Origin of the sequence: Mycolicibacterium setense (assembly GCF_000805385.1) — a bacterium.
Taxonomy (GTDB): domain Bacteria; phylum Actinomycetota; class Actinomycetes; order Mycobacteriales; family Mycobacteriaceae; genus Mycobacterium; species Mycobacterium setense.
In genome coordinates this window covers 400,015-417,285 of the sequence record NZ_JTJW01000010.1, presented here as the reverse complement: position 1 = coordinate 417,285, position 17,271 = coordinate 400,015, and the positions used below count along the sequence as shown (strand labels likewise).

The following is a 17,271-nucleotide window of genomic DNA, read 5'->3' as shown; positions in this document are numbered from 1 at the left end:
CGCGAAGGCGACGACGAGTGATGATCGCAGCGAGGCACGAGCGAGAAGGAGTCGCGCCATGAGCGGGCCGCGGACCAACGTGGGCACCGTCGAGGATCTGCACGCCTCGGCCGTAAAGGCCTGCGGTCTGGATGATTTCGGAACCGACGACGACAACTATCGGGAAGCACTCGCGGTGCTGCTGGAGTCGTACCAGCGCGACGCCGATCTGACCGAACTCGGCAGCAAGATGCAGCGCTTCTTCACCCGCAACGCACTGGTGGCCCGTCTCGTCTCGGAAGCCGCGTTCAAGCAGTACCCCCAGCACGCCGACGTGCCGATCAAACAGCCGATCTTCGTCACCGGACTGCCGCGCACCGGGACCACGGTGATCCACCGGTTGCTGACCGCTGACCCCATGCATCAGGGGCTGGAGATGTGGCTGGCGGAGTTCCCGCAGCCGCGGCCGCCGCGCGAAACCTGGCCTGACAACCCGGTCTTCAGTGCGCTCGATGCCCGATTCAAGCAGGCCCATGAGGAGAACCCGGATTACACGGGCCTGCACTACATGACCGCTGACGAGGTCGAGGAATGCTGGCAGTTGCTGCGCCAGTCGTTGCACTCGGTGTCCTACGAGACGCTGGCCCATGTGCCGACCTACTCGCGGTGGCTGGCTCGTCAGGACTGGACCAAGCCCTATCGGCGGCACCGGAAGAACCTGCAGCTGATCGGCCTCAACGAGCCCGAGAAGCGTTGGGTGCTCAAGAATCCCAGTCATCTGTTCGCCCTGGATGCGCTGTTCGCGACATACCCGGACGCATTGGTGGTCCAGTGCCACCGCCCGGCGGAGACCATCATGGCCTCGATGTGCTCGCTGTCGCAGCACACCACCGCCGGGTGGTCCAACACGTTCACCGGGAATGTCATCGGCGAAGACGCCATGGAAACCTGGTCGCGCGGACTGGAATTGTTCAATGCCGAACGGGCCAAGCATGATCCGGCGCAGTTCTGCGACGTCGACTATTTCGAGTTCATCGAGGACCCGATCGGTGCAGTCGAAGGCATCTACCGCACGTTCGGTCTCGACTTCACCGACGCCGCGCGGCAGGCCGTGACCGACAGCCACACAGCCAGCAAGCAGGGCCCGCGCGCGCCGAAGCACACCTATTCACTGGCCGACTACGGGTTGACCTCCGAGACGGTCAAGGAGCGGTTCAAGGGGCTGTGACCTTCTCCGCGAGCAGGCGGAGAATCGCATTACCCAGTGGGGTTTCGTGCGATTCTGCGTCTGGTCGCGGGAGAATCCCTAGATGAAGGTCTATCTGGCGCTCGACCCGCGTATGCCGCTGACCGCCACCGCGAACTACGCGCGGCGGGCCGAGCACCTGGGCGTTGACGGCCTGCATGTCGCGGAGACCGTGCACGATTCCCTCGCGGTCTCACTTCTGGCCCTCGAACACACCTCGCGCATCACCGTGCGTACCGCCGTGACACTGGCATTCGTGCGCAGTCCGACGCTGACGGCGTACACAGCCTGGGACCTGTCGGTGCTTTCCGGCGGACGGTTCGAGCTCGGCCTGGGTACGCAGATCAAGCAGAACATCCGGGATCGCTACGGCATGCCGTGGAGCGATCCGATTGCCCGGCTCAGGGATTACGTTGGTGCGCTGGACGCCCTGTTCGAGGCGTTCCGCACCGGGGACACAGTGCATTTCGAGAGTGACAACTACCGGCTGACCCGGATGCAGCCCTACTTCAATCCCGGCCCGAGCGACGCGGTGCGCCCGCCGGTCTGGCTGGGAGCGGTGAACGCCGGAATGTGTGAACTCGCCGGAGGCATCGCGCACGGGATCGTCACGCACTCCACCAACTCGGACCCCGACTACCTGCGCGACGTGGCGCGCCCCGCATTGGCGCTGGGCGCCGACAGCTCCGGCAGGGCGGACGAACCGCTCGTCGTCGCTTCGACCGCCATCGCCACCGGCCGCACCGACGAGGCCGTGGCCAGAGAACGGGAACGGCAACGCCGGATGTTGGCATTCCTGTATTCGACGCCGGCCTATGCCACCGGCCTGGCCAGGCGTGGCATGGCGGACCTTCCGGAGCGGCTGCGGTCGTTGGTCCGTACCGAGCTGTGGGACGAATTACCCTCGGTGCTCACCGATTCCATGCTCGACGAGCTCGTGGTCTGCGGGCGTCATGACGAGATCCCGGCCGTCCTGAAGGCCAGGTTCGGTGATGTCGCCGACGGTATCGTGCTGCCGCCGCTGGCTGACGGAGCCGGCGACGAATCGTTGGGTGCGTGTGTGGCTGAGTTGCAGCGGGCGAACTAGCCGTCGCCGGGAGAGGGCGCCGAGGACACCTCTTCCAGGCATCCCTCGGCCACCGCGTGTTTGATGCTGTCGGTCAGCCGAGGGCATGACCGGGTACGGGCCGGATCTCCACCGGCGGACCGGATCTCCTCGAACGTCGCGCATCGCCGGACGGCCTCGGAAGACCACTGGACTGAAGTGTGTTCTGCGCTGAGCTTTTTCACCTGAACCGCGACATGGCAGAACCGGCAGTCGACCGACACCAGGCCCGACGTCAGGTAGCGCTCGCGGTCCCGTGCGCTGGACTCGCGGACTGCCGCGGCGCGTTCTGGATCGGAGGCGAAATTCGGTGCCTTGGCCCAAGAACCGCCGGCAGCGCCTGTGCTGCTGCCGCCGTGATGATCGTCGTCATCATGTGCGCCGTGTAGGAGCAGCATCGAGCGGGCCAGGTCGTCGACATCCGGCGCCTGGCTCCGCTCGTTGCGTGTGGTCATCAGGACTGCGCTGTTTCTTTCTCGGCCGACTTCTGTTCGGCCTTGAGCCTGAGATTCTCCTCAACCTCCACATGCCACTTCTCATTGGCCGCGGTGGTGTCGATCTCCATCTCGAAACGGTCGGTCATGTCAGAACTGACGTCGGCCACATCCACATAAAACTGCTGGTACCAGCGGCGCATCTGGTAGACGGCGCCGTCCTCCTCGACCAGCAGCGGGTTGTCGATGCGGGTCTTGTGCTTCCAGATCTCCACGTCCTGCAGGAAGCCCTGGCTGACGCCGTCCGTCATCGCGTCGGCCAACTTCTTGGTGGTCTTGTCGTCCATGCCCTTCGGCTTTTGGACGATGACGCCCCACTGCAGCATGAACGAATCCTGGCTGACCGGATAGTGGCAGTTGATCAGGATCGACTCGGCCTTGTAGCCGCTGTAGTTGTTGTGCAGCCAGTTGATCATGAACGACGGCCCGAAGTACGAGGCCTCCGAATCCAGGTGCGACTCACCGTATTGCGTGCCCATGCCGCCGATGTCCTGACGGCCCACGTTGTGCAGGTACTGCGACGCGATGTGCCCCTCGAAGACGTTCTTGAAGTACGTCGGCAGGCCGAAGTGAATGTAGAAGAAGTGCGCCATGTCGGTGACGTTGTCGATGATCTCGCGGCAGTTGCTGCCCTCGATCAGCATCGAGTTCCACTGCCACTCGGTCCACTCGTCGCTGACCGCCTCCGGGATCTCGGGGATCCGGACCTCGGGCTGCGGGTCGTTGCCCTCATGGTCGTGCCAGACGAACAGCAGGCCGCCGCGCACGTCGGTGTGCCAGGCCCGGGTACGGGCCAGCCGCGGAGTGCGCTTGGCGTAGGGGACGAGCTTGCACTTGCCGTCACCGCCCCAGCGCCAGTCGTGGAACGGGCAGGCCACCGTGTCGCCCTTGATGGTTCCCTGCGACAGATCGCCGCCCATGTGCCGGCAGTACCCATCAAGAACTTTGAGGGACCCTTCCGAGTCCGCGAACACGACCAGCTTGGTGCCGAATATCTCGACAGAGTGCGGCTGACCGTCAAGGAAATTCTTGACCGGTCCCAAGCAGTGCCAACCCCGCGCATAGCGGTCTGGCAGGGCGCCGGTGTCGATCTCTCTGATGCCGGCATGTTCGGTAGTCACGGTGGGCCTCCCGTATCGGTGCTCTCTAACTAGAACACGTTACAGTTTTTGGAGCCCTCATGGCAATAATTGAGGCGTGACCTGCGGCATACCCACCGTGACCGGGAGTTACTCCCGCTCCGGAAGGCCGATTCGCAAGGCGATCTGTTGCATCCGGCCGACACTGGCCACTGTCTGCGGCGACACCGGATCGTCCGGCGTGCTGTCGAACTCGATACGCACCACCGCGCGGCCCTGCGTGAACATCAGCAGCGTGACCGCCTTGGAGCCGTCAGGCGCGGTGCCCGCGATGACAGTCCCGTTCGACCCCACGGGCACCGGCTGCGGCTGGCCACCGGTCACCATGGTGCTCACGGCGGCGGAAGCCTGCTTGAGCGTCGCCGACGCGGTCGCCACGTCGGGGTAGATCAAGATGGTGTCGGCGATCGCCCTGGTGTCATCGGCGTTGACGAACAGCGCGCTGGCCCCGGACTGACCATCGGGGTTGACGTTGCTGGACCGCGCGGTGAACGTGTCCGGCGGAATGCTGACATCCTCGGCTTGGAGCAGCAGATGGCTGTAGTCGGACGGCTGCGATTTCGGCGACTTCGGCGCGGCCGTGGGCGACGACGAGGTCGGTACGGGCGCCCACGGCGTGGGTGGCGAATTCTCGGCCGGGGTGCATGCGGCGGCCGTGCCGATGACGGCCGCGGCCACGCCGATGGTGATCAAGAACCTGGGGTGATTGGTTGTCGTGAGCGACATAGTTACTGTTCAGGGTACGCGTCGCTGCGCCACGGCCGGTTTCCTGCGGTATATGTGGACGATGCCGCTGTATTCGTTCGAGGGCCGGGCGCCCGTGGTCGACCCGAGCGCTTTCGTGGCCCCGACGGCAACACTGATCGGCAACGTGACGGTTGAGGCCGGCGCCTCGGTGTGGTTCAACACCGTGCTTCGGGGCGACTTCGCACCCATCGTCATCCGCGGGGGTGCCAACGTCCAGGACGGCTCGGTGCTGCACGCACCGCCGGGAATCCCCGTCGACATCGGCCCTGGCGCGACCGTCGCCCACATGTGCGTCGTGCACGGTGCACATGTGGGCGAAGAGGCGCTGATCGCCAACCACTGCACGGTGCTCGACGGAGCGGTGATCGGCAGGCGCAGCCTGATCGCGGCGCATTCACTGGTGGTCGGGGGCACCAAGATTCCCGACGAGGTGCTGGTCACCGGTGCACCCGCGAAGATCCGGGGACCGATCGCGGGCACCGGTGCACACACGTGGATACAGAGCAATCCGGCCGCGTACCGGGAGCTCGCCCAGCGTTACCTCACGGGCCTCGCCGAGCTTTAACTTGCCTCCGCCGAAACGGCATTCCAGCAGGTCTCTACTCGCACTTCGTCTGCCGGAATGCCGTTTCGGCGGGGATTGGGCCGCTCAGATCTTCTCGGCGCTCGCGCGGTCCACTTCCCAGAACGCGCGCAACGCCACCAGCTGCCCCGCCTCGTTGGCGCGGTAGGTGAAGACACCCGGGGTGGTGATGCGGTGCCCGCCCATCGTGGTGACGATGCTGCCGACGTTGGCTTCCTCGTTGCCGCACTGGTACGTGTCGACGAAGTTGAACGCGAGGTCGTCGGTCGGCGCGATTGCCTTGTCCCAGAACGCCGCGATGGCTTCCTTGCCCTGGTGGCCGTTGCCTTCGGGGTCGAAGAACGACGGACCGATGGGATCCTGCACGATCGCGTCGTCGGCGAAATTGTCCAGCCATGCCTGCTTGTCCCGCGCGGCAACAGCATCCCGGGACCGCTTGCCCGCCAGGTGCGCGGGATGCTCGGGGTTCGTGATCGCCATGTCAGCCCTGCCAGCCGGAGTGGATGTAGGTGTCGGCGAACCGCTTGAGAGAGTCCTGCTTCTTCTCCAGCGGCGCATCGAAGCCCAGGCCCTCGAGCATCCACGGGATGACGATGTTGTCGGTGATGCCGGCCTCGGCCAGCTCACGATGCCCGTCGAGATCGAACTTGTCGATGCAGACCGCCTGGAACTCGAAAGGCTCGTCGGCGCGGCCATATTCGGCCCTCAGCTTGTTGATCGCCGTCACGGTCTCGGCCAGCTGCGCACACGTCATCATCGCGCTGGTCCAGCCGTCACCGACCCGGGCCGCCCGCTTGAGCGCGACCGAGGTGTGCCCGCCGACGTAGAACGGCACGGGCTCGGACGGCGCCGGGCTCATCTGCAGACGCTCGAAATCGTAGAACTCGCCGTGGAACTCGACCATGCCGCCGCCGAGCACCAGTTTGAGCACCTCGATCATCTCGTCGACGCGGGCGCCACGCTTGGTGAACGGCACCCCGCACCACTCGAATTCCTCCGGCGCCCAGCCGATCCCGACACCGAACCCGAACCGGTTGTTGGTCAGGTTGGCCACCGAACCGACCTGGCGGGCCAGCAGCAGCGGGTTGCGCGACCCGAGCTTCATCACGTTGGTGTAGAACCGCAGCGTCGAGGTGACCGCACCCATCGAGGCGGCCGCGATCAGCGGATCCACCCACGGGGTCTCGGCATTCCACATCCGCGACCCGTCCGGCGTGTACGGATAGTCCGCGGCCTGCTTCTCCATGTAGAACAGCGAATCGGGCAGCGCGATCGAATCGAACCCGACTTCCTCTGCGGTGCGGGCCAATCCGGTCAGATGCTCCAGCGGGCCCATGGCCACGCTGAGGGTGTACTTCATGGTCATGACCGGACTGCTGGTTTGTCGGAACTGACCACCCACATGGAGTAGTACTGTGCGCCACCGCCGTAGGCGTGGCCCAGAGCCTTGCGGGCCCCCTCGACCTGATGGTCGCCGGCCTTGCCCATCACCTGGATGGCCGACTCGGCGAACCGGATCATGCCGGACGCGCCGATCGGATTCGAGCTCAGGACGCCGCCGGAGGCGTTGAACGGGATCCTGCCGCCGATCGCTGTCTCTCCGGCCTCGGTGAGCTTCCAGCCCTCGCCCTCGGCGGCAAAACCGAGGTTCTCCAACCACATCGGCTCGTACCACGAGAACGGCACGTACACCTCGGCCGCGTCGATCTCATCGATGGGGCTGGTGATGCCGGCATCGCGCCACAATGCCGCCGCCGCGTCACGGCCGGCCTGCGGGTTGACCTGATCGCGACCCGAGTAGGCCAGCGGTTCGGTGCGCAACGCGGTGGCGTGGATCCAGGCCACGGGATGCCCGTTCGACAAGTGCGCTTCCGCTGCCTCCTCATTGCCGATCACCATGGCCGCCGCGCCGTCGGACGACGGGCAGGTCTCGTCGTAGCGGATCGGGTCCCACAGCATGGGGGAGGCCATCACCTTCTCCAGGGTGATGTCGGGCTGGTGCAGATGAGCCAGCGGGTTCTTCGCGCCGTTGAGCCGGTCCTTGACCGCCACCAGAGCGCCGATGTGGTTCGGGGCCCCGGAGCGGCGGATGTAGGCGCGCACGTGCGGGGCGAAGTACCCACCAGCACCCGCGCCGACCGGCTTGGTGAACGGAACCGGAATGCTCAACGCCCACATGGCGTTCGACTCCGACTGCTTCTCCCACGCCATCGTCAGCACACGCTTGTACTTGCCGGACTGCACCAGGCTGGCCGCCACGATGGCGGTCGAGCCGCCCACCGAACCGGCGGTGTGCACCCGGATCAGCGGCTTGTTGGTCGCGCCGGTGGCGTCGGCCATGAACAGCTCGGGCATCATGACGCCTTCGAAGAAGTCGGGCGCCTTGCCTACCACCACGGCGTCGATATCGTCGAACGTCGAACCGGAGTCTCGGAGCGCCTTATCTATGGCCTCGCGAACCAGGCCGTTCATCGACACGTCGTGGCGCTTGGCGACGTACTTGGTCTGCCCGGTTCCCAGCACCGCGGCCAAGTTCTTTGAAGTGCCAGCCATCTCGTTACTTCCCTTCCAGAACGGCGACGAGATTCTGTTGCAGCGCAGGGCCGCTCGTGGCATGCGCCAGGACGCGCTGCGCAGAACCGTCGAAGATGTGCTGCGCGGCGAATCCGATGCGTTCCAGTCCGGCCGAGAACATCGGGTTGGCGGCAAGCGCGCCACCCGACGGATTGACCAACGTCTTCGACCCCAGCCCGATCGCCTCTGTGAGGATCAGTTGCTGGTGCGTGAACGGGGCGTAGATCTCCGCGATGTCGATGGAGCCCACGTCACCACCGGTGGCCGCTTTCGCCGACGCAGCGGTCGACGGCGAGGTGGTCAGGTCGCGAGCGCCCAGGATCGGCGTCTCGATCCGATGCTCGAATCCGGTGATCCAGGCCGGGTTCTCGCGGAGTTCGCGGGCCTTGTCGCCGGCGGCCAGCACGATCGCGGACGCGCCGTCGGTGATCGGGGCGATGTCGTGACGCCGTAGCGGATCGGCGAAGTACGGCTGGGCTAGCAGTTCTTCGATGCTCCCGGTGACCTGCTCGGAGTCGGTACGTCCCGCTGCGGCAAAGGAATCCAGGGCTACCTGAGCCATCTGCTCGGCCGTCCACTTGCCGGCGTCCAGGCCCGCCCGCGCCTGCAGGCCTGCCATGGACACCGAGTCCGGCCACAGCGGCGCCACGGTGTACGGATCGGTCTGCAGCGCGAGCACCCGGCGCAGCGTGCCTGCCGAGGACTTGCCGAAGCCGTACACCAGCGCGGTCTCGACCTGGCCGGTCAGCAGCTTGATATAGGCCTCGTACAGCGCCCAGGCCGCGTCCATCTCGACGTGGGACTCGTTGATCGGCGGGATCGCGCCGATCGAGTCGATTGCGGAGATGAACGAAAATGCGCGGCCGGCAAGGTAATCCGACGAGCCGGAGCACCAGAATCCGATATCGGTCTGCTTGAGGCCGAGTTCTTCGTACAGTTTGTGGAAACACGGCATCAGCATCTCGACGCCGTTGGTGGTGCCGTCGGTGCGACGGACGTGGGGCGCGTGTGCGAAGCCCACCACTGCGATATCAGTCATGCTCAAGTCCTCTGCTCTTCGCGCAAGCGCTCATCGGGCGCACCTTTACAGGTGGTGCTTGTAGGAGTCGTAATCGGCATCGGGCTCGCCGGTGGGCTTGAAGTAATCGATGTTGTCGATACCCAGGCCCCATTCCTCGCGCGGCTTCCACACGGCCTGCACTCGCATCCCCATTCGCACGTCCGCCGGATCGATCTCGGTCACCAGGTGCAGGAACGGGATGTCGGCGCCGTCGAGCAGCACGTAGGCCGCGACATAGGGCGGCTTGATGCGCTGGCCGGAGAACGGGATGTTGATGATCGCGAACGTGGTGACCGTGCCCTGGTCCGGCAGCTCGATGAACTCGTCGAGCGCCAAACCGGTCGCGGGATCGGCTTCCTTCGGCGGGAAGTAGACCTTGCCGGGCTTGCCGTCGCGGCCTTTCTTGGTCCGGCCGCCGAGCAGCTTGCCCTCTTCGAGCGCCTTGAGGAAGGTGGTCTCGGGTAGGGATGCGGTGTGCTGGATCTCGATGACGTTGGGCGTCACCTGCACCGTGACCGGCTCGCGGTCATCGGGACGGGAGGATGCTTCCACTGGTTCTTCACTATCGCCGGGTACGAAATAGGCGATGTCGGTGATCGCGCCGACCGGTTCGTCGATCCAATGCGCATGTACGCGGTCGCCAGTTTTCAGGGTGCCCTCGGGGACATCCACGGCATGCAACAGCGCGGTGTCCGCGCCGTCGAGCTTGATCAGCGCCCAGGCGAACGGCCGGTCCAGTGGTTGACCTTCGAGCGGCGTCGACTGCCAGGTCCAGGACTGCACCGTGCCGACCGCACTGACGGGCACGACCTCGGTCAGAGCCGCGTAGGTGATCGGGTCATACTCAGCGGGTGGTACGAGCACCCGTCCATCTGACCCGCGTACGCCGACGATGCGTCGATCGCGCAGTGCGGTGAAGAATTGGGACAGGAGCGGTCCGACTGAACGGGTGTAGTCGAATGCAAGCTTCAGCGGCGCCGAGAGGGGCCGTTCATGCTTGTCGATCTGCACCGGGCTGCTTTGGCCTGTGGTCACAGCATCGAGTAGAACAGGTTCTAAGAATGGTTTCAACCGTGTGTGGAAAGGCGAGCTAATGAAGTTGGGTCTTCAACTCGGTTACTGGGGCGCACAGCCGCCGACCAACCACGCCGAACTCGTCGCCGCCGCCGAGGCGGAGGGCTTCGACACCGTGTTCACCGCCGAGGCGTGGGGCTCGGACGCCTACACCCCACTGGCCTGGTGGGGCCGGGAAACGACCCGTATGCGACTGGGAACGTCGGTCATCCAACTGTCTGCCCGTACCCCGACTGCGTGCGCGATGGCCGCCCTGACGCTGGACCACCTCTCCGGCGGCCGCCACATCCTCGGCCTCGGTGTGTCCGGCCCGCAGGTGGTCGAGGGCTGGTACGGCGCGAAGTTCCCCAAGCCGCTGGCCCGCACCCGTGAGTACATCGACATCCTGCGTCAGGTCTGGGCCCGGGAGGCCCCGGTCCACAGCGACGGGCCGCACTACCCGCTGCCGCTCACCGGCGAGGGCACCACCGGCCTGGGCAAGAATCTCAAGCCGATCACCCATCCACTGCGCGCGGACATCCCGGTGATGCTGGGTGCCGAGGGTCCCAAGAACGTCGCGCTGGCCGCCGAGATCGCCGATGGCTGGCTGCCGATCTTCTATTCGCCCCGCATCGCCGGCATGTACAACGAATGGCTCGACGAGGGCTTCGCCCGCCCGGGCGCACGGCGTACCCGCGAGACGTTCGAGATCTGCGCGACCGCACAGGTCGTGGTGACCGATGACCGGCCCGCGATCATGGAGCTGATGAAGCCGCACCTCGCGCTGTACATGGGCGGAATGGGCGCCGAGGGCACCAACTTCCACGCCGACGTATACCGCCGGATGGGTTACGCGGAAGTCGTCGACGACGTCACGAAACTGTTCCGCAGCGACCGTAAGGACGAGGCGGCCAAGATCATTCCCGACGAACTGGTCGACGACTCCGCGATCGTCGGAAACCTCGACTACGTCAAGGAACAGATCAAGGCCTGGGAGGCCTCCGGCGTCACCATGATGGTCGTCGGGGCCCGCTCCGTCGAGCAGATCCGGGATCTTGCCGCCCTCGTTTAGGCGCGACTAGACACTTTCTTGCAACCTGTCTACTCGAGGTTCTAGATTTATGGCGTGAGTCACAGCGCGCCCTCTTCCGGGCCTTCGCAACACAATGTGCTGGGCACCGTGCTGACCATGCCGGTGCAGATCCGCACCGCCGAACAGCACATGGCGATGTTCTCGGTGGACGCTGACGCCGCGCAGCGCATGATCGACTACAGCGGTCTGCGTGTGTACCGGCATCGGCCGCACCGCGCGGTCGTCGTGCTGATGCTGATGCACTACATCGACGGTGATCTGGGTCCGTATCTGGAGTACGGCACCAACGTCATGGTGAACCGGCCCGGTTCCGAGGCGTCCGGGCTACGCGGATTGGGTTCGGCCGGGGCCTTCGTGCACCACCTGCCGGTCGATGGCGAATTCACGCTGCAGGCGGGGCGGCAGATCTGGGGATATCCGAAGGTCCTGGCGGATTTCACCATTCGTGACGGTAAGCCGTTCAGCTTCGACGTGAACATCGACGGCCGGCTGGCGGTGGGGATGGACTTCAAGCCCGGCCTGCCGGTGCCGTCGGCCTTCACCGCCAAGCCGCAGGTGCAGTCCACCTTCTCCCATCTCGACGGAGTTCTGCGCGAAACCGAAGGCCAGATGCGGCTTTCCGGTGTGCGCTACCGGCCGGGTGGGGTTCGGATCCGGCTCGGGGACCACCCGTACGCCGAAGAACTCGCGGCCCTGGGCCTGCCCAAGCGGGCGTTGTTGTCCAGTTCGGTTCGCAATGTGCAGATGACGTTCGCTGATGCCAAGGAGATTTCGTGACCCAAGTCCTGCTCAAGCCCGATGTCGACCTCACCAACGGCACGTTCTACGCCGACGGGGGAGCCCGGGAGGCCTACCGCTGGATGCGGGCCAACCAGCCGGTGTTCCGCGACCGCAACGGCCTGGCGGCGGCCACCACCTATGCGGCCGTGATCGACGCCGAACGCAACCCGGAGCTGTTCTCCAACACCGGCGGTATCCGCCCCGACCAGCCCGGCATGCCGTACATGATCGACATGGACGATCCGGCACATGTGTTGCGCCGCAAGCTGGTCAACTCCGGTTTCACCCGCAAGCGCGTGATGGACAAGGTGCCCTCGATCGAGAACCTGTGCGACACACTGATCGACGCGGTGTGTGAACGGGGGGAATGCGACTTCGTTCGCGATATCGCGGCGCCGCTGCCGATGGCGGTGATCGGCGACATGCTCGGCGTGCTGCCTACCGAGCGCGAAATGCTGCTGACGTGGTCGGACGATCTGGTGTGCGGGCTGAGTTCGCATCTCGACGAGGCCGCCATCGGAAAGCTGATGGAGACGTTCGCCGCGTACACCACGTTCACCATGGACGTCATCGCCAAGCGCCGTGCCGAGCCGACCGATGACCTGTTCTCGATATTGGTCAACGCCGAGGTCGAGGGCCAGCGGATGACCGATGACGAGATCGTGTTCGAGACGCTGCTGATCCTGATCGGCGGCGACGAGACCACCCGGCACACGCTCTCCGGTGGCACCGAACAGCTACTGCGCCACCGCGATCAGTGGGACGCGCTCGTCGCGGACCGGAATGTCCTGCCCGGCGCGATCGAGGAGACGCTGCGCTGGACTTCGCCGGTGAAGAACATGTGCCGCACCCTGACCGAGGACACGGTGTTCCATGGCACCGAGTTGAAGGCCGGCGAGAAGCTCATGTTGATGTTCGAGTCCGCGAACTTCGACGAAGCCGTTTTCGACAACCCCGACGAATTCCGGTTCGACCGGAACCCGAACAGCCACTTGGCTTTCGGTTTCGGGACTCATTTCTGTCTCGGTAACCAGCTGGCGCGACTGGAGTTGCGGTTGATGCTCGATCGGCTGCTCACCCGGTTGCCCGATCTGCGGTTGGCCAACGACGACCAGCTGCCGTTGCGGCCGGCCAACTTCGTCAGTGGGCCCGAATCGATGCCCGTGGTGTTCACCCCGACGGCTCGAGTGGGCGCCTGACCTTCTGCGCGCGCTTCATCGACTGTGTACACCTATGTGCCAGTTAAGTATTCGCTGTGCAAGGTGATTCACAGGTTCCGTATAGCCCATCTAATTAGATAGCCTTCCAAAATCGGGGATGACGCGATGATGGAGGGGTGCGGGTTATGGCACGACATACGAGTGGGCGAACTCTGATGAGCGGAATGCTGTTGAGCGGGGCACTTCTGGCCGGTGCCGTCGGCATGGCAACCCAGGCCAACGCCGAGCCGGTGATCAGCTCGGCGCCGGTGGGCCTGCAGTTTGGGGGACCGGCACCGCTGCACCCGCCGCCACCGCCTCCGCCGCCATTCTGGGGACCACCTCCGCCGCCGCCGTTCTGGGGGCCGCCGCCGCCTCCGCCGCCGTTCTGGGGGCCACCTCCACCACCGCGGTTCTGGGGGCCGCCGCCCCCGCCGGGGCATTGGGGCCCACCTCCGCCCAGGCATTGGCGCTGAGAGCCTGAAAACGATTGAGGCCCTGCTCGAAACACCGAGCAGGGCCTCAATTTTGGCTCAAAGATGAACGCCTGCCGGGCGCCCTAGAGGGCGACTACTTCATCTGGAACTTGGGTGCGCGCTTCTCCTTGAACGCCAGCGGGCCTTCCTTGGCGTCCTGGGACAGAAACACCGGGATGCCGTTGGCGGTGTCGGGCTTGAATGCCTCGTTCTCGTGCATGCCCTCGGTCTCGCGGATGGTCTTGAGGATGGCCTGCACGGCCAGCGGGCCGTTGTTGTTGATCACCTCGGCGATCTCCAGGGCCTTGTCCAACGCGGTGCCGTCGGGTACGACGTGGCCGATGAGCCCGTACTCGAGTGCCTGGGCGGCGGTGATGTGCCGTCCGGTCAGCAGCATGTCGCAGGCGATGGTGTAGGGAATCTGGCGCACCAGGCGCACCGCCGAGCCACCCATCGGGTAGAGGCTCCACTTGGCCTCCGAGATGCCGAACTTGGCGCTCTCGCCGGCGACGCGGATGTCGGTTCCCTGCAGGATCTCGGTGCCACCGGCGATGGCCGGACCCTCGACCGCGGCGATCAGCGGCTTGGTGAGCCGGCGACCCTTGAGCAGGCCATCGATGCGGGACGGGTCGTAGCTCCCGTCCTTGAACGAATCGCCCGGCGGCTTCTTGGTAGCGCCCTTGAGGTCCATACCGGCGCAGAAGTAGCCGCCGGCGCCGGTGAGGATGCAGGTGCGGATCTCCGGATCGTTGTCGACGCGGTCCCAGGCCTCGACCATGATCGAGAGCATCTCGGTGGAAAGCGCGTTGCGCGCCTCCGGCCGGTTCAGCGTCAGGATCAGGGTGTGTCCGCGCTGCTCAATGAGGGCGTCGGGCCCTTTCTCAGACTCGCTCACGAATGCTTTCCTCCATGCTGGATAACCCCGGACTTGTATCGAAATGTAACACGTTCTAGTTTAGGTTCTGTGGCTCTGAATATTGCTGATCTTGCCGAGCACGCCATCGACGCTGTGCCGGACCGTGTCGCGCTGATTTCCGGCGACGAGCAGCTGACCTACGGGCAGTTGGAGGAGAAGGCCAACCGCCTGGCGCACTATCTGATCGATCAGGGTGTGAAGAAGGACGACAAGGTCGGCCTCTACTGTCGCAACCGCATCGAGATCGTGATCGGGATGCTGGGCATCGTGAAGGCCGGCGCGATCTTGGTCAACGTCAACTTCCGCTATGTCGAGGGCGAGCTGAAGTACCTGTTCGACAACTCCGACATGGTCGCGCTGATCCACGAGCGGCGTTACGCCGACCGGGTGGCCAATGTCCTGCCGGAGACGCCGAATGTGAAGACCGTCCTGGTGGTCGAGGACGGGTCGGATGACGACTACCAGCGCTACGGCGGCGTGGCCTTCGAGGATGCGCTGGCCCAGGGGTCTCCCGAGCGGGACTTCGGGCCCCGCAGCGCCGACGACATCTACCTGCTCTACACGGGCGGCACCACCGGCTTCCCCAAGGGCGTCATGTGGCGTCACGAGGACATCTACCGGGTGCTGTTCGGCGGAACCGACTTCGCGACCGGCGAGCCCGTCGCCGACGAGTACGACTTGTCCAAGCAGGCTGTCGCCAACCCGCCGATGATCCGGCTGCCCATCCCGCCGATGATCCACGGCGCCACCCAGTCGGCCACGTGGATGTCGCTGTTCTCCGGCCAGACCGTGGTGCTGGCACCGGAGTTCGACGCCGACGAGGTCTGGCAGATGATCCACGCCCACAAGGTCAACCTGCTGTTCTTCACCGGTGACGCGATGGCGCGCCCGCTGCTGGACTCGCTTCTGGCGCACCAGGAAAAGGGCAAGGAGTTCGACCTGTCGAGCCTGTTCCTGCTCGCCAGCACTGCCGCGCTGTTCTCCACCAGCCTCAAGGAGAAGTTCCTCGAGCTGCTGCCCAACCGGATCATCACCGATTCGATCGGCTCGTCGGAGACCGGTTTCGGCGGCACCAGCATCGTGGCCAAGGGCCAGTCGCACACCGGTGGCCCGCGGGTCACCATCGACAAGAACACCAAGGTGCTCGACGAGGACGGCAACGAGGTCAAGCCCGGATCGGGCGTTCGCGGCATCATCGCCAAGTGCGGGCACATCCCGGTCGGCTACTTCAAGGACGAGAAGAAGACCGCCGAGACCTTCCGGACCTACAACGGGGTTCGCTACGCCATCCCGGGTGACTACGCCGAGGTCGAGGCCGACGGCAGCGTGACCATGCTGGGCCGCGGCTCGGTGTCGATCAACAGCGGTGGCGAGAAGATCTACCCCGAAGAGGTCGAGGCCGCGCTCAAGGGTCACCCGGACGTGTTCGACGCGCTGGTGGTCGGCGTGCCCGACGAGCGCTTCGGGCAGCACGTCGCCGCCGTCGTGCAGCCACGTGAGGGCGCCCGGCCGACCCTGGCCGAACTCGACGCGTTCGTGCGCAGCGAGATCGCCGGATACAAGGTGCCGCGCAGCCTGTGGCTGGTCGACGAGGTCAAGCGTTCACCGGCGGGCAAGCCCGACTACCGGTGGGCCAAGGACCAGACCGAGGAGCGGGCCGCCGATGACGTGCACGCCAATCATGTCGGAGCGAAATCATGAAAACAGAGTTGTGCGAACGGTTCGGGATCGAATACCCGATCTTCGTCTTCACCCCCTCGGAGAAGGTGGCGGCCGCGGTCAGCAAGGCCGGTGGGCTCGGCGTGCTGGGCTGCGTGCGGTTCAACGATGCCGACGACCTCGAAGAGGTCTTGCAATGGATGGATGCCAACACCGGCGGCAAGCCCTACGGCGTCGACATCGTGATGCCGGCCAAGGTCCCCACCGAGGGCACCGCCGTCGACATCAACAAGCTGATCCCGCAGAGCCATCGCGACTTCGTCGCGAAAACCCTTGCCGACCTGGGTGTTCCGCCGCTGCCCGAGGATGAGGAACGCAACGAGGGTGTGCTGGGCTGGCTGCACTCGGTGGCCCGCAGCCACGTCGAAGTCGCGCTCAAGCATCCCATCAAGCTGATCGCCAACGCGTTGGGTTCCCCGCCCAACGATGTCATCGAGCAGGCCCATGCCGCGGGTGTTCCCGTGGCCGCGCTGGCCGGCAGTGCCAAGCACGCGCTGCGCCACGTCGAGAACGGCGTCGACATCGTCGTCGCCCAGGGGCACGAGGCCGGTGGGCACACCGGCGAGATCGGCTCGATGGTGCTGTGGCCGGAAATCGTTGATGCCCTTGACGGTAAGGCCCCCGTGCTGGCTGCCGGTGGTATCGGCACCGGCAAGCAGGTGGCCGCCGCCCTGGCGCTGGGCGCCTCGGGTGTGTGGATGGGCTCGGCGTTCCTGACCTCGGCCGAGTATGACCTCGGGCACCGTCTGCCCGGCGGCACCTCGACGATCCAGGAGGCGCTGCTGCGGGCGACGACCGCCGACACCGTGCGCCGCAAGATCTACACCGGCAAGCCGGCCCGGTTGCTCAAGACCAAGTGGACCGACGCCTGGGACGCGCCGGATGCCCCGGAGCCGCTGCCGATGCCACTGCAGAACATTCTGGTCAGCGAGGCTCATCAGCGGATGAACGAGTCGGACAATCCCGACACCGTGTCGATGCCGGTCGGTCAGATCGTGGGACGCATGAACGAGATCCGCCCTGTCGCCGACATCATCGCTGAGCTGGTGAGCGGTTTCGAGGCGGCCACCAAGCGCCTGGACGGTATCGCCCAAAAGTAGGGCTTTCC

Annotated in this window: 18 protein-coding genes; 9 read left to right on the top strand and 9 right to left on the bottom strand. The window is 65.5% G+C overall.

Going from position 1 to position 17,271, the window contains the following annotated elements:
- Positions 1-58 precede the first annotated feature (58 nt).
- Both QQ25_RS27350 and QQ25_RS27345 read left to right on the top strand, forming a co-directional pair.
- Positions 59-1,207 (top strand): sulfotransferase family protein, encoded by a 1,149-nt coding sequence (locus QQ25_RS27350; RefSeq protein WP_039325470.1) that lies wholly within the window; start codon positions 59-61, stop codon positions 1,205-1,207.
- Positions 1,208-1,289: 82 nt separating this feature from the next.
- Positions 1,290-2,312, top strand: a complete 1,023-nt coding sequence (locus QQ25_RS27345; RefSeq protein WP_039382199.1) for a TIGR03617 family F420-dependent LLM class oxidoreductase — start codon at positions 1,290-1,292, stop codon at positions 2,310-2,312.
- On the opposite strand, the gene QQ25_RS27340 is transcribed toward QQ25_RS27345, so the two are convergent.
- The 3 genes from QQ25_RS27340 to QQ25_RS27330 all read right to left on the bottom strand — a co-directional run bounded on the left by QQ25_RS27340 (position 2,309) and on the right by QQ25_RS27330 (position 4,689).
- Positions 2,309-2,785, bottom strand: a complete 477-nt coding sequence (locus QQ25_RS27340; protein WP_039382197.1) for a hypothetical protein — start codon at positions 2,783-2,785, stop codon at positions 2,309-2,311. The two genes, QQ25_RS27345 and QQ25_RS27340, sit on opposite strands and share 4 nt — an antisense overlap.
- A complete protein-coding gene (locus tag QQ25_RS27335; RefSeq protein ID WP_039325464.1) occupies positions 2,785-3,945 on the bottom strand; it encodes a 3-ketosteroid-9-alpha-monooxygenase, oxygenase component in 1,161 nt (386 codons plus the stop codon). The genes QQ25_RS27340 and QQ25_RS27335 overlap by 1 nt, the downstream gene beginning before the upstream one ends.
- 108 nt (positions 3,946-4,053) lie before the next feature.
- The gene (locus tag QQ25_RS27330; protein ID WP_039325462.1) at positions 4,054-4,689 is read right to left on the bottom strand and encodes a hypothetical protein; all 636 of its coding nucleotides are present in this window, start codon (positions 4,687-4,689) and stop codon (positions 4,054-4,056) included.
- A gap of 61 nt (positions 4,690-4,750) precedes the next feature.
- On the opposite strand from QQ25_RS27330, the gene QQ25_RS27325 reads away from it, so the two are divergent.
- Positions 4,751-5,275, top strand: coding sequence for a gamma carbonic anhydrase family protein (locus QQ25_RS27325; protein WP_039326858.1), 525 nt, complete (start codon positions 4,751-4,753; stop codon positions 5,273-5,275).
- Positions 5,276-5,359: 84 nt separating this feature from the next.
- On the opposite strand, the gene QQ25_RS27320 is transcribed toward QQ25_RS27325, so the two are convergent.
- Genes QQ25_RS27320 through QQ25_RS27300 form a run of 5 tightly spaced genes read right to left on the bottom strand, consistent with a single transcriptional unit; the run spans position 5,360 to position 9,962 of the window.
- Positions 5,360-5,773, bottom strand: coding sequence for a nuclear transport factor 2 family protein (locus tag QQ25_RS27320; RefSeq protein ID WP_039325460.1), 414 nt, complete (start codon positions 5,771-5,773; stop codon positions 5,360-5,362).
- Between the two features lies 1 nt (position 5,774).
- Positions 5,775-6,653, bottom strand: coding sequence for a TIGR03619 family F420-dependent LLM class oxidoreductase (locus QQ25_RS27315; RefSeq protein ID WP_039382194.1), 879 nt, complete (start codon positions 6,651-6,653; stop codon positions 5,775-5,777).
- A gap of 2 nt (positions 6,654-6,655) precedes the next feature.
- The gene (locus QQ25_RS27310) at positions 6,656-7,846 is read right to left on the bottom strand and encodes a thiolase family protein (RefSeq protein ID WP_039325456.1); all 1,191 of its coding nucleotides are present in this window, start codon (positions 7,844-7,846) and stop codon (positions 6,656-6,658) included.
- 4 nt (positions 7,847-7,850) lie between these two features.
- A complete protein-coding gene (locus tag QQ25_RS27305) occupies positions 7,851-8,906 on the bottom strand; it encodes a thiolase family protein (protein ID WP_039325454.1) in 1,056 nt (351 codons plus the stop codon).
- A 45-nt stretch (positions 8,907-8,951) separates the two neighbouring features.
- Entirely contained in the window at positions 8,952-9,962 is a 1,011-nt protein-coding gene (locus QQ25_RS27300) for a Zn-ribbon domain-containing OB-fold protein (protein ID WP_082017706.1), read from the bottom strand.
- Positions 9,963-10,020: 58 nt separating this feature from the next.
- Between QQ25_RS27300 and QQ25_RS27295 the strand changes: the two genes are divergently transcribed.
- The 4 genes from QQ25_RS27295 to QQ25_RS30330 all read left to right on the top strand — a co-directional run bounded on the left by QQ25_RS27295 (position 10,021) and on the right by QQ25_RS30330 (position 13,528).
- Positions 10,021-11,052: an LLM class F420-dependent oxidoreductase gene (locus QQ25_RS27295; protein ID WP_039325450.1), complete on the top strand. Its 1,032-nt coding sequence runs from the start codon at positions 10,021-10,023 to the stop codon at positions 11,050-11,052.
- A gap of 117 nt (positions 11,053-11,169) precedes the next feature.
- Complete coding sequence (locus QQ25_RS27290) at positions 11,170-11,850, top strand: acetoacetate decarboxylase family protein (protein ID WP_052236155.1); 681 nt, start codon at positions 11,170-11,172, stop codon at positions 11,848-11,850.
- Complete coding sequence (locus QQ25_RS27285) at positions 11,847-13,052, top strand: cytochrome P450 (RefSeq protein WP_039325446.1); 1,206 nt, start codon at positions 11,847-11,849, stop codon at positions 13,050-13,052. The genes QQ25_RS27290 and QQ25_RS27285 overlap by 4 nt, the downstream gene beginning before the upstream one ends.
- A 146-nt stretch (positions 13,053-13,198) precedes the next feature.
- Entirely contained in the window at positions 13,199-13,528 is a 330-nt protein-coding gene (locus tag QQ25_RS30330) for a hypothetical protein (RefSeq protein ID WP_234711987.1), read from the top strand.
- A 94-nt stretch (positions 13,529-13,622) separates the two neighbouring features.
- Here QQ25_RS30330 and QQ25_RS27280 read toward each other — a convergent pair whose 3' ends face one another.
- Entirely contained in the window at positions 13,623-14,423 is an 801-nt protein-coding gene (locus tag QQ25_RS27280) for a crotonase/enoyl-CoA hydratase family protein (RefSeq protein ID WP_029110305.1), read from the bottom strand.
- Positions 14,424-14,492: 69 nt separating this feature from the next.
- Here QQ25_RS27280 and QQ25_RS27275 point away from each other — a divergent pair, with 69 nt between their 5' ends.
- Positions 14,493-16,145, top strand: coding sequence for a medium/long-chain-fatty-acid--CoA/3-oxocholest-4-en-26-oate--CoA ligase (locus QQ25_RS27275; protein ID WP_039382187.1), 1,653 nt, complete (start codon positions 14,493-14,495; stop codon positions 16,143-16,145).
- Positions 16,142-17,263, top strand: a complete 1,122-nt coding sequence (locus tag QQ25_RS27270; RefSeq protein WP_039325444.1) for an NAD(P)H-dependent flavin oxidoreductase — start codon at positions 16,142-16,144, stop codon at positions 17,261-17,263. The genes QQ25_RS27275 and QQ25_RS27270 overlap by 4 nt, the downstream gene beginning before the upstream one ends.
- The last annotated feature ends 8 nt before the right edge of the window (positions 17,264-17,271 follow it).

Excerpts from the sequence above, each read along its gene's own strand:
- QQ25_RS27350 (WP_039325470.1), top strand. The coding sequence starts at position 59 with ATGAGCGGGCCGCGGACCAACGTGGGCACCGTCGAGGATCTGCACGCC.
- QQ25_RS27345 (WP_039382199.1), top strand. The coding sequence starts at position 1,290 with ATGAAGGTCTATCTGGCGCTCGACCCGCGTATGCCGCTGACCGCCACC.
- QQ25_RS27340 (WP_039382197.1), bottom strand. The coding sequence starts at position 2,785 with ATGACCACACGCAACGAGCGGAGCCAGGCGCCGGATGTCGACGACCTG.
- QQ25_RS27330 (WP_039325462.1), bottom strand. The coding sequence starts at position 4,689 with ATGTCGCTCACGACAACCAATCACCCCAGGTTCTTGATCACCATCGGC.
- QQ25_RS27325 (WP_039326858.1), top strand. The coding sequence starts at position 4,751 with ATGCCGCTGTATTCGTTCGAGGGCCGGGCGCCCGTGGTCGACCCGAGC.
- QQ25_RS27320 (WP_039325460.1), bottom strand. The coding sequence starts at position 5,773 with ATGGCGATCACGAACCCCGAGCATCCCGCGCACCTGGCGGGCAAGCGG.
- QQ25_RS27315 (WP_039382194.1), bottom strand. The coding sequence starts at position 6,653 with ATGAAGTACACCCTCAGCGTGGCCATGGGCCCGCTGGAGCATCTGACC.
- QQ25_RS27310 (WP_039325456.1), bottom strand. The coding sequence starts at position 7,846 with ATGGCTGGCACTTCAAAGAACTTGGCCGCGGTGCTGGGAACCGGGCAG.
- QQ25_RS27305 (WP_039325454.1), bottom strand. The coding sequence starts at position 8,906 with ATGACTGATATCGCAGTGGTGGGCTTCGCACACGCGCCCCACGTCCGT.
- QQ25_RS27295 (WP_039325450.1), top strand. The coding sequence starts at position 10,021 with ATGAAGTTGGGTCTTCAACTCGGTTACTGGGGCGCACAGCCGCCGACC.
- QQ25_RS27290 (WP_052236155.1), top strand. The coding sequence starts at position 11,170 with ATGCCGGTGCAGATCCGCACCGCCGAACAGCACATGGCGATGTTCTCG.
- QQ25_RS30330 (WP_234711987.1), top strand. The coding sequence starts at position 13,199 with ATGGCACGACATACGAGTGGGCGAACTCTGATGAGCGGAATGCTGTTG.
- QQ25_RS27270 (WP_039325444.1), top strand. The coding sequence starts at position 16,142 with ATGAAAACAGAGTTGTGCGAACGGTTCGGGATCGAATACCCGATCTTC.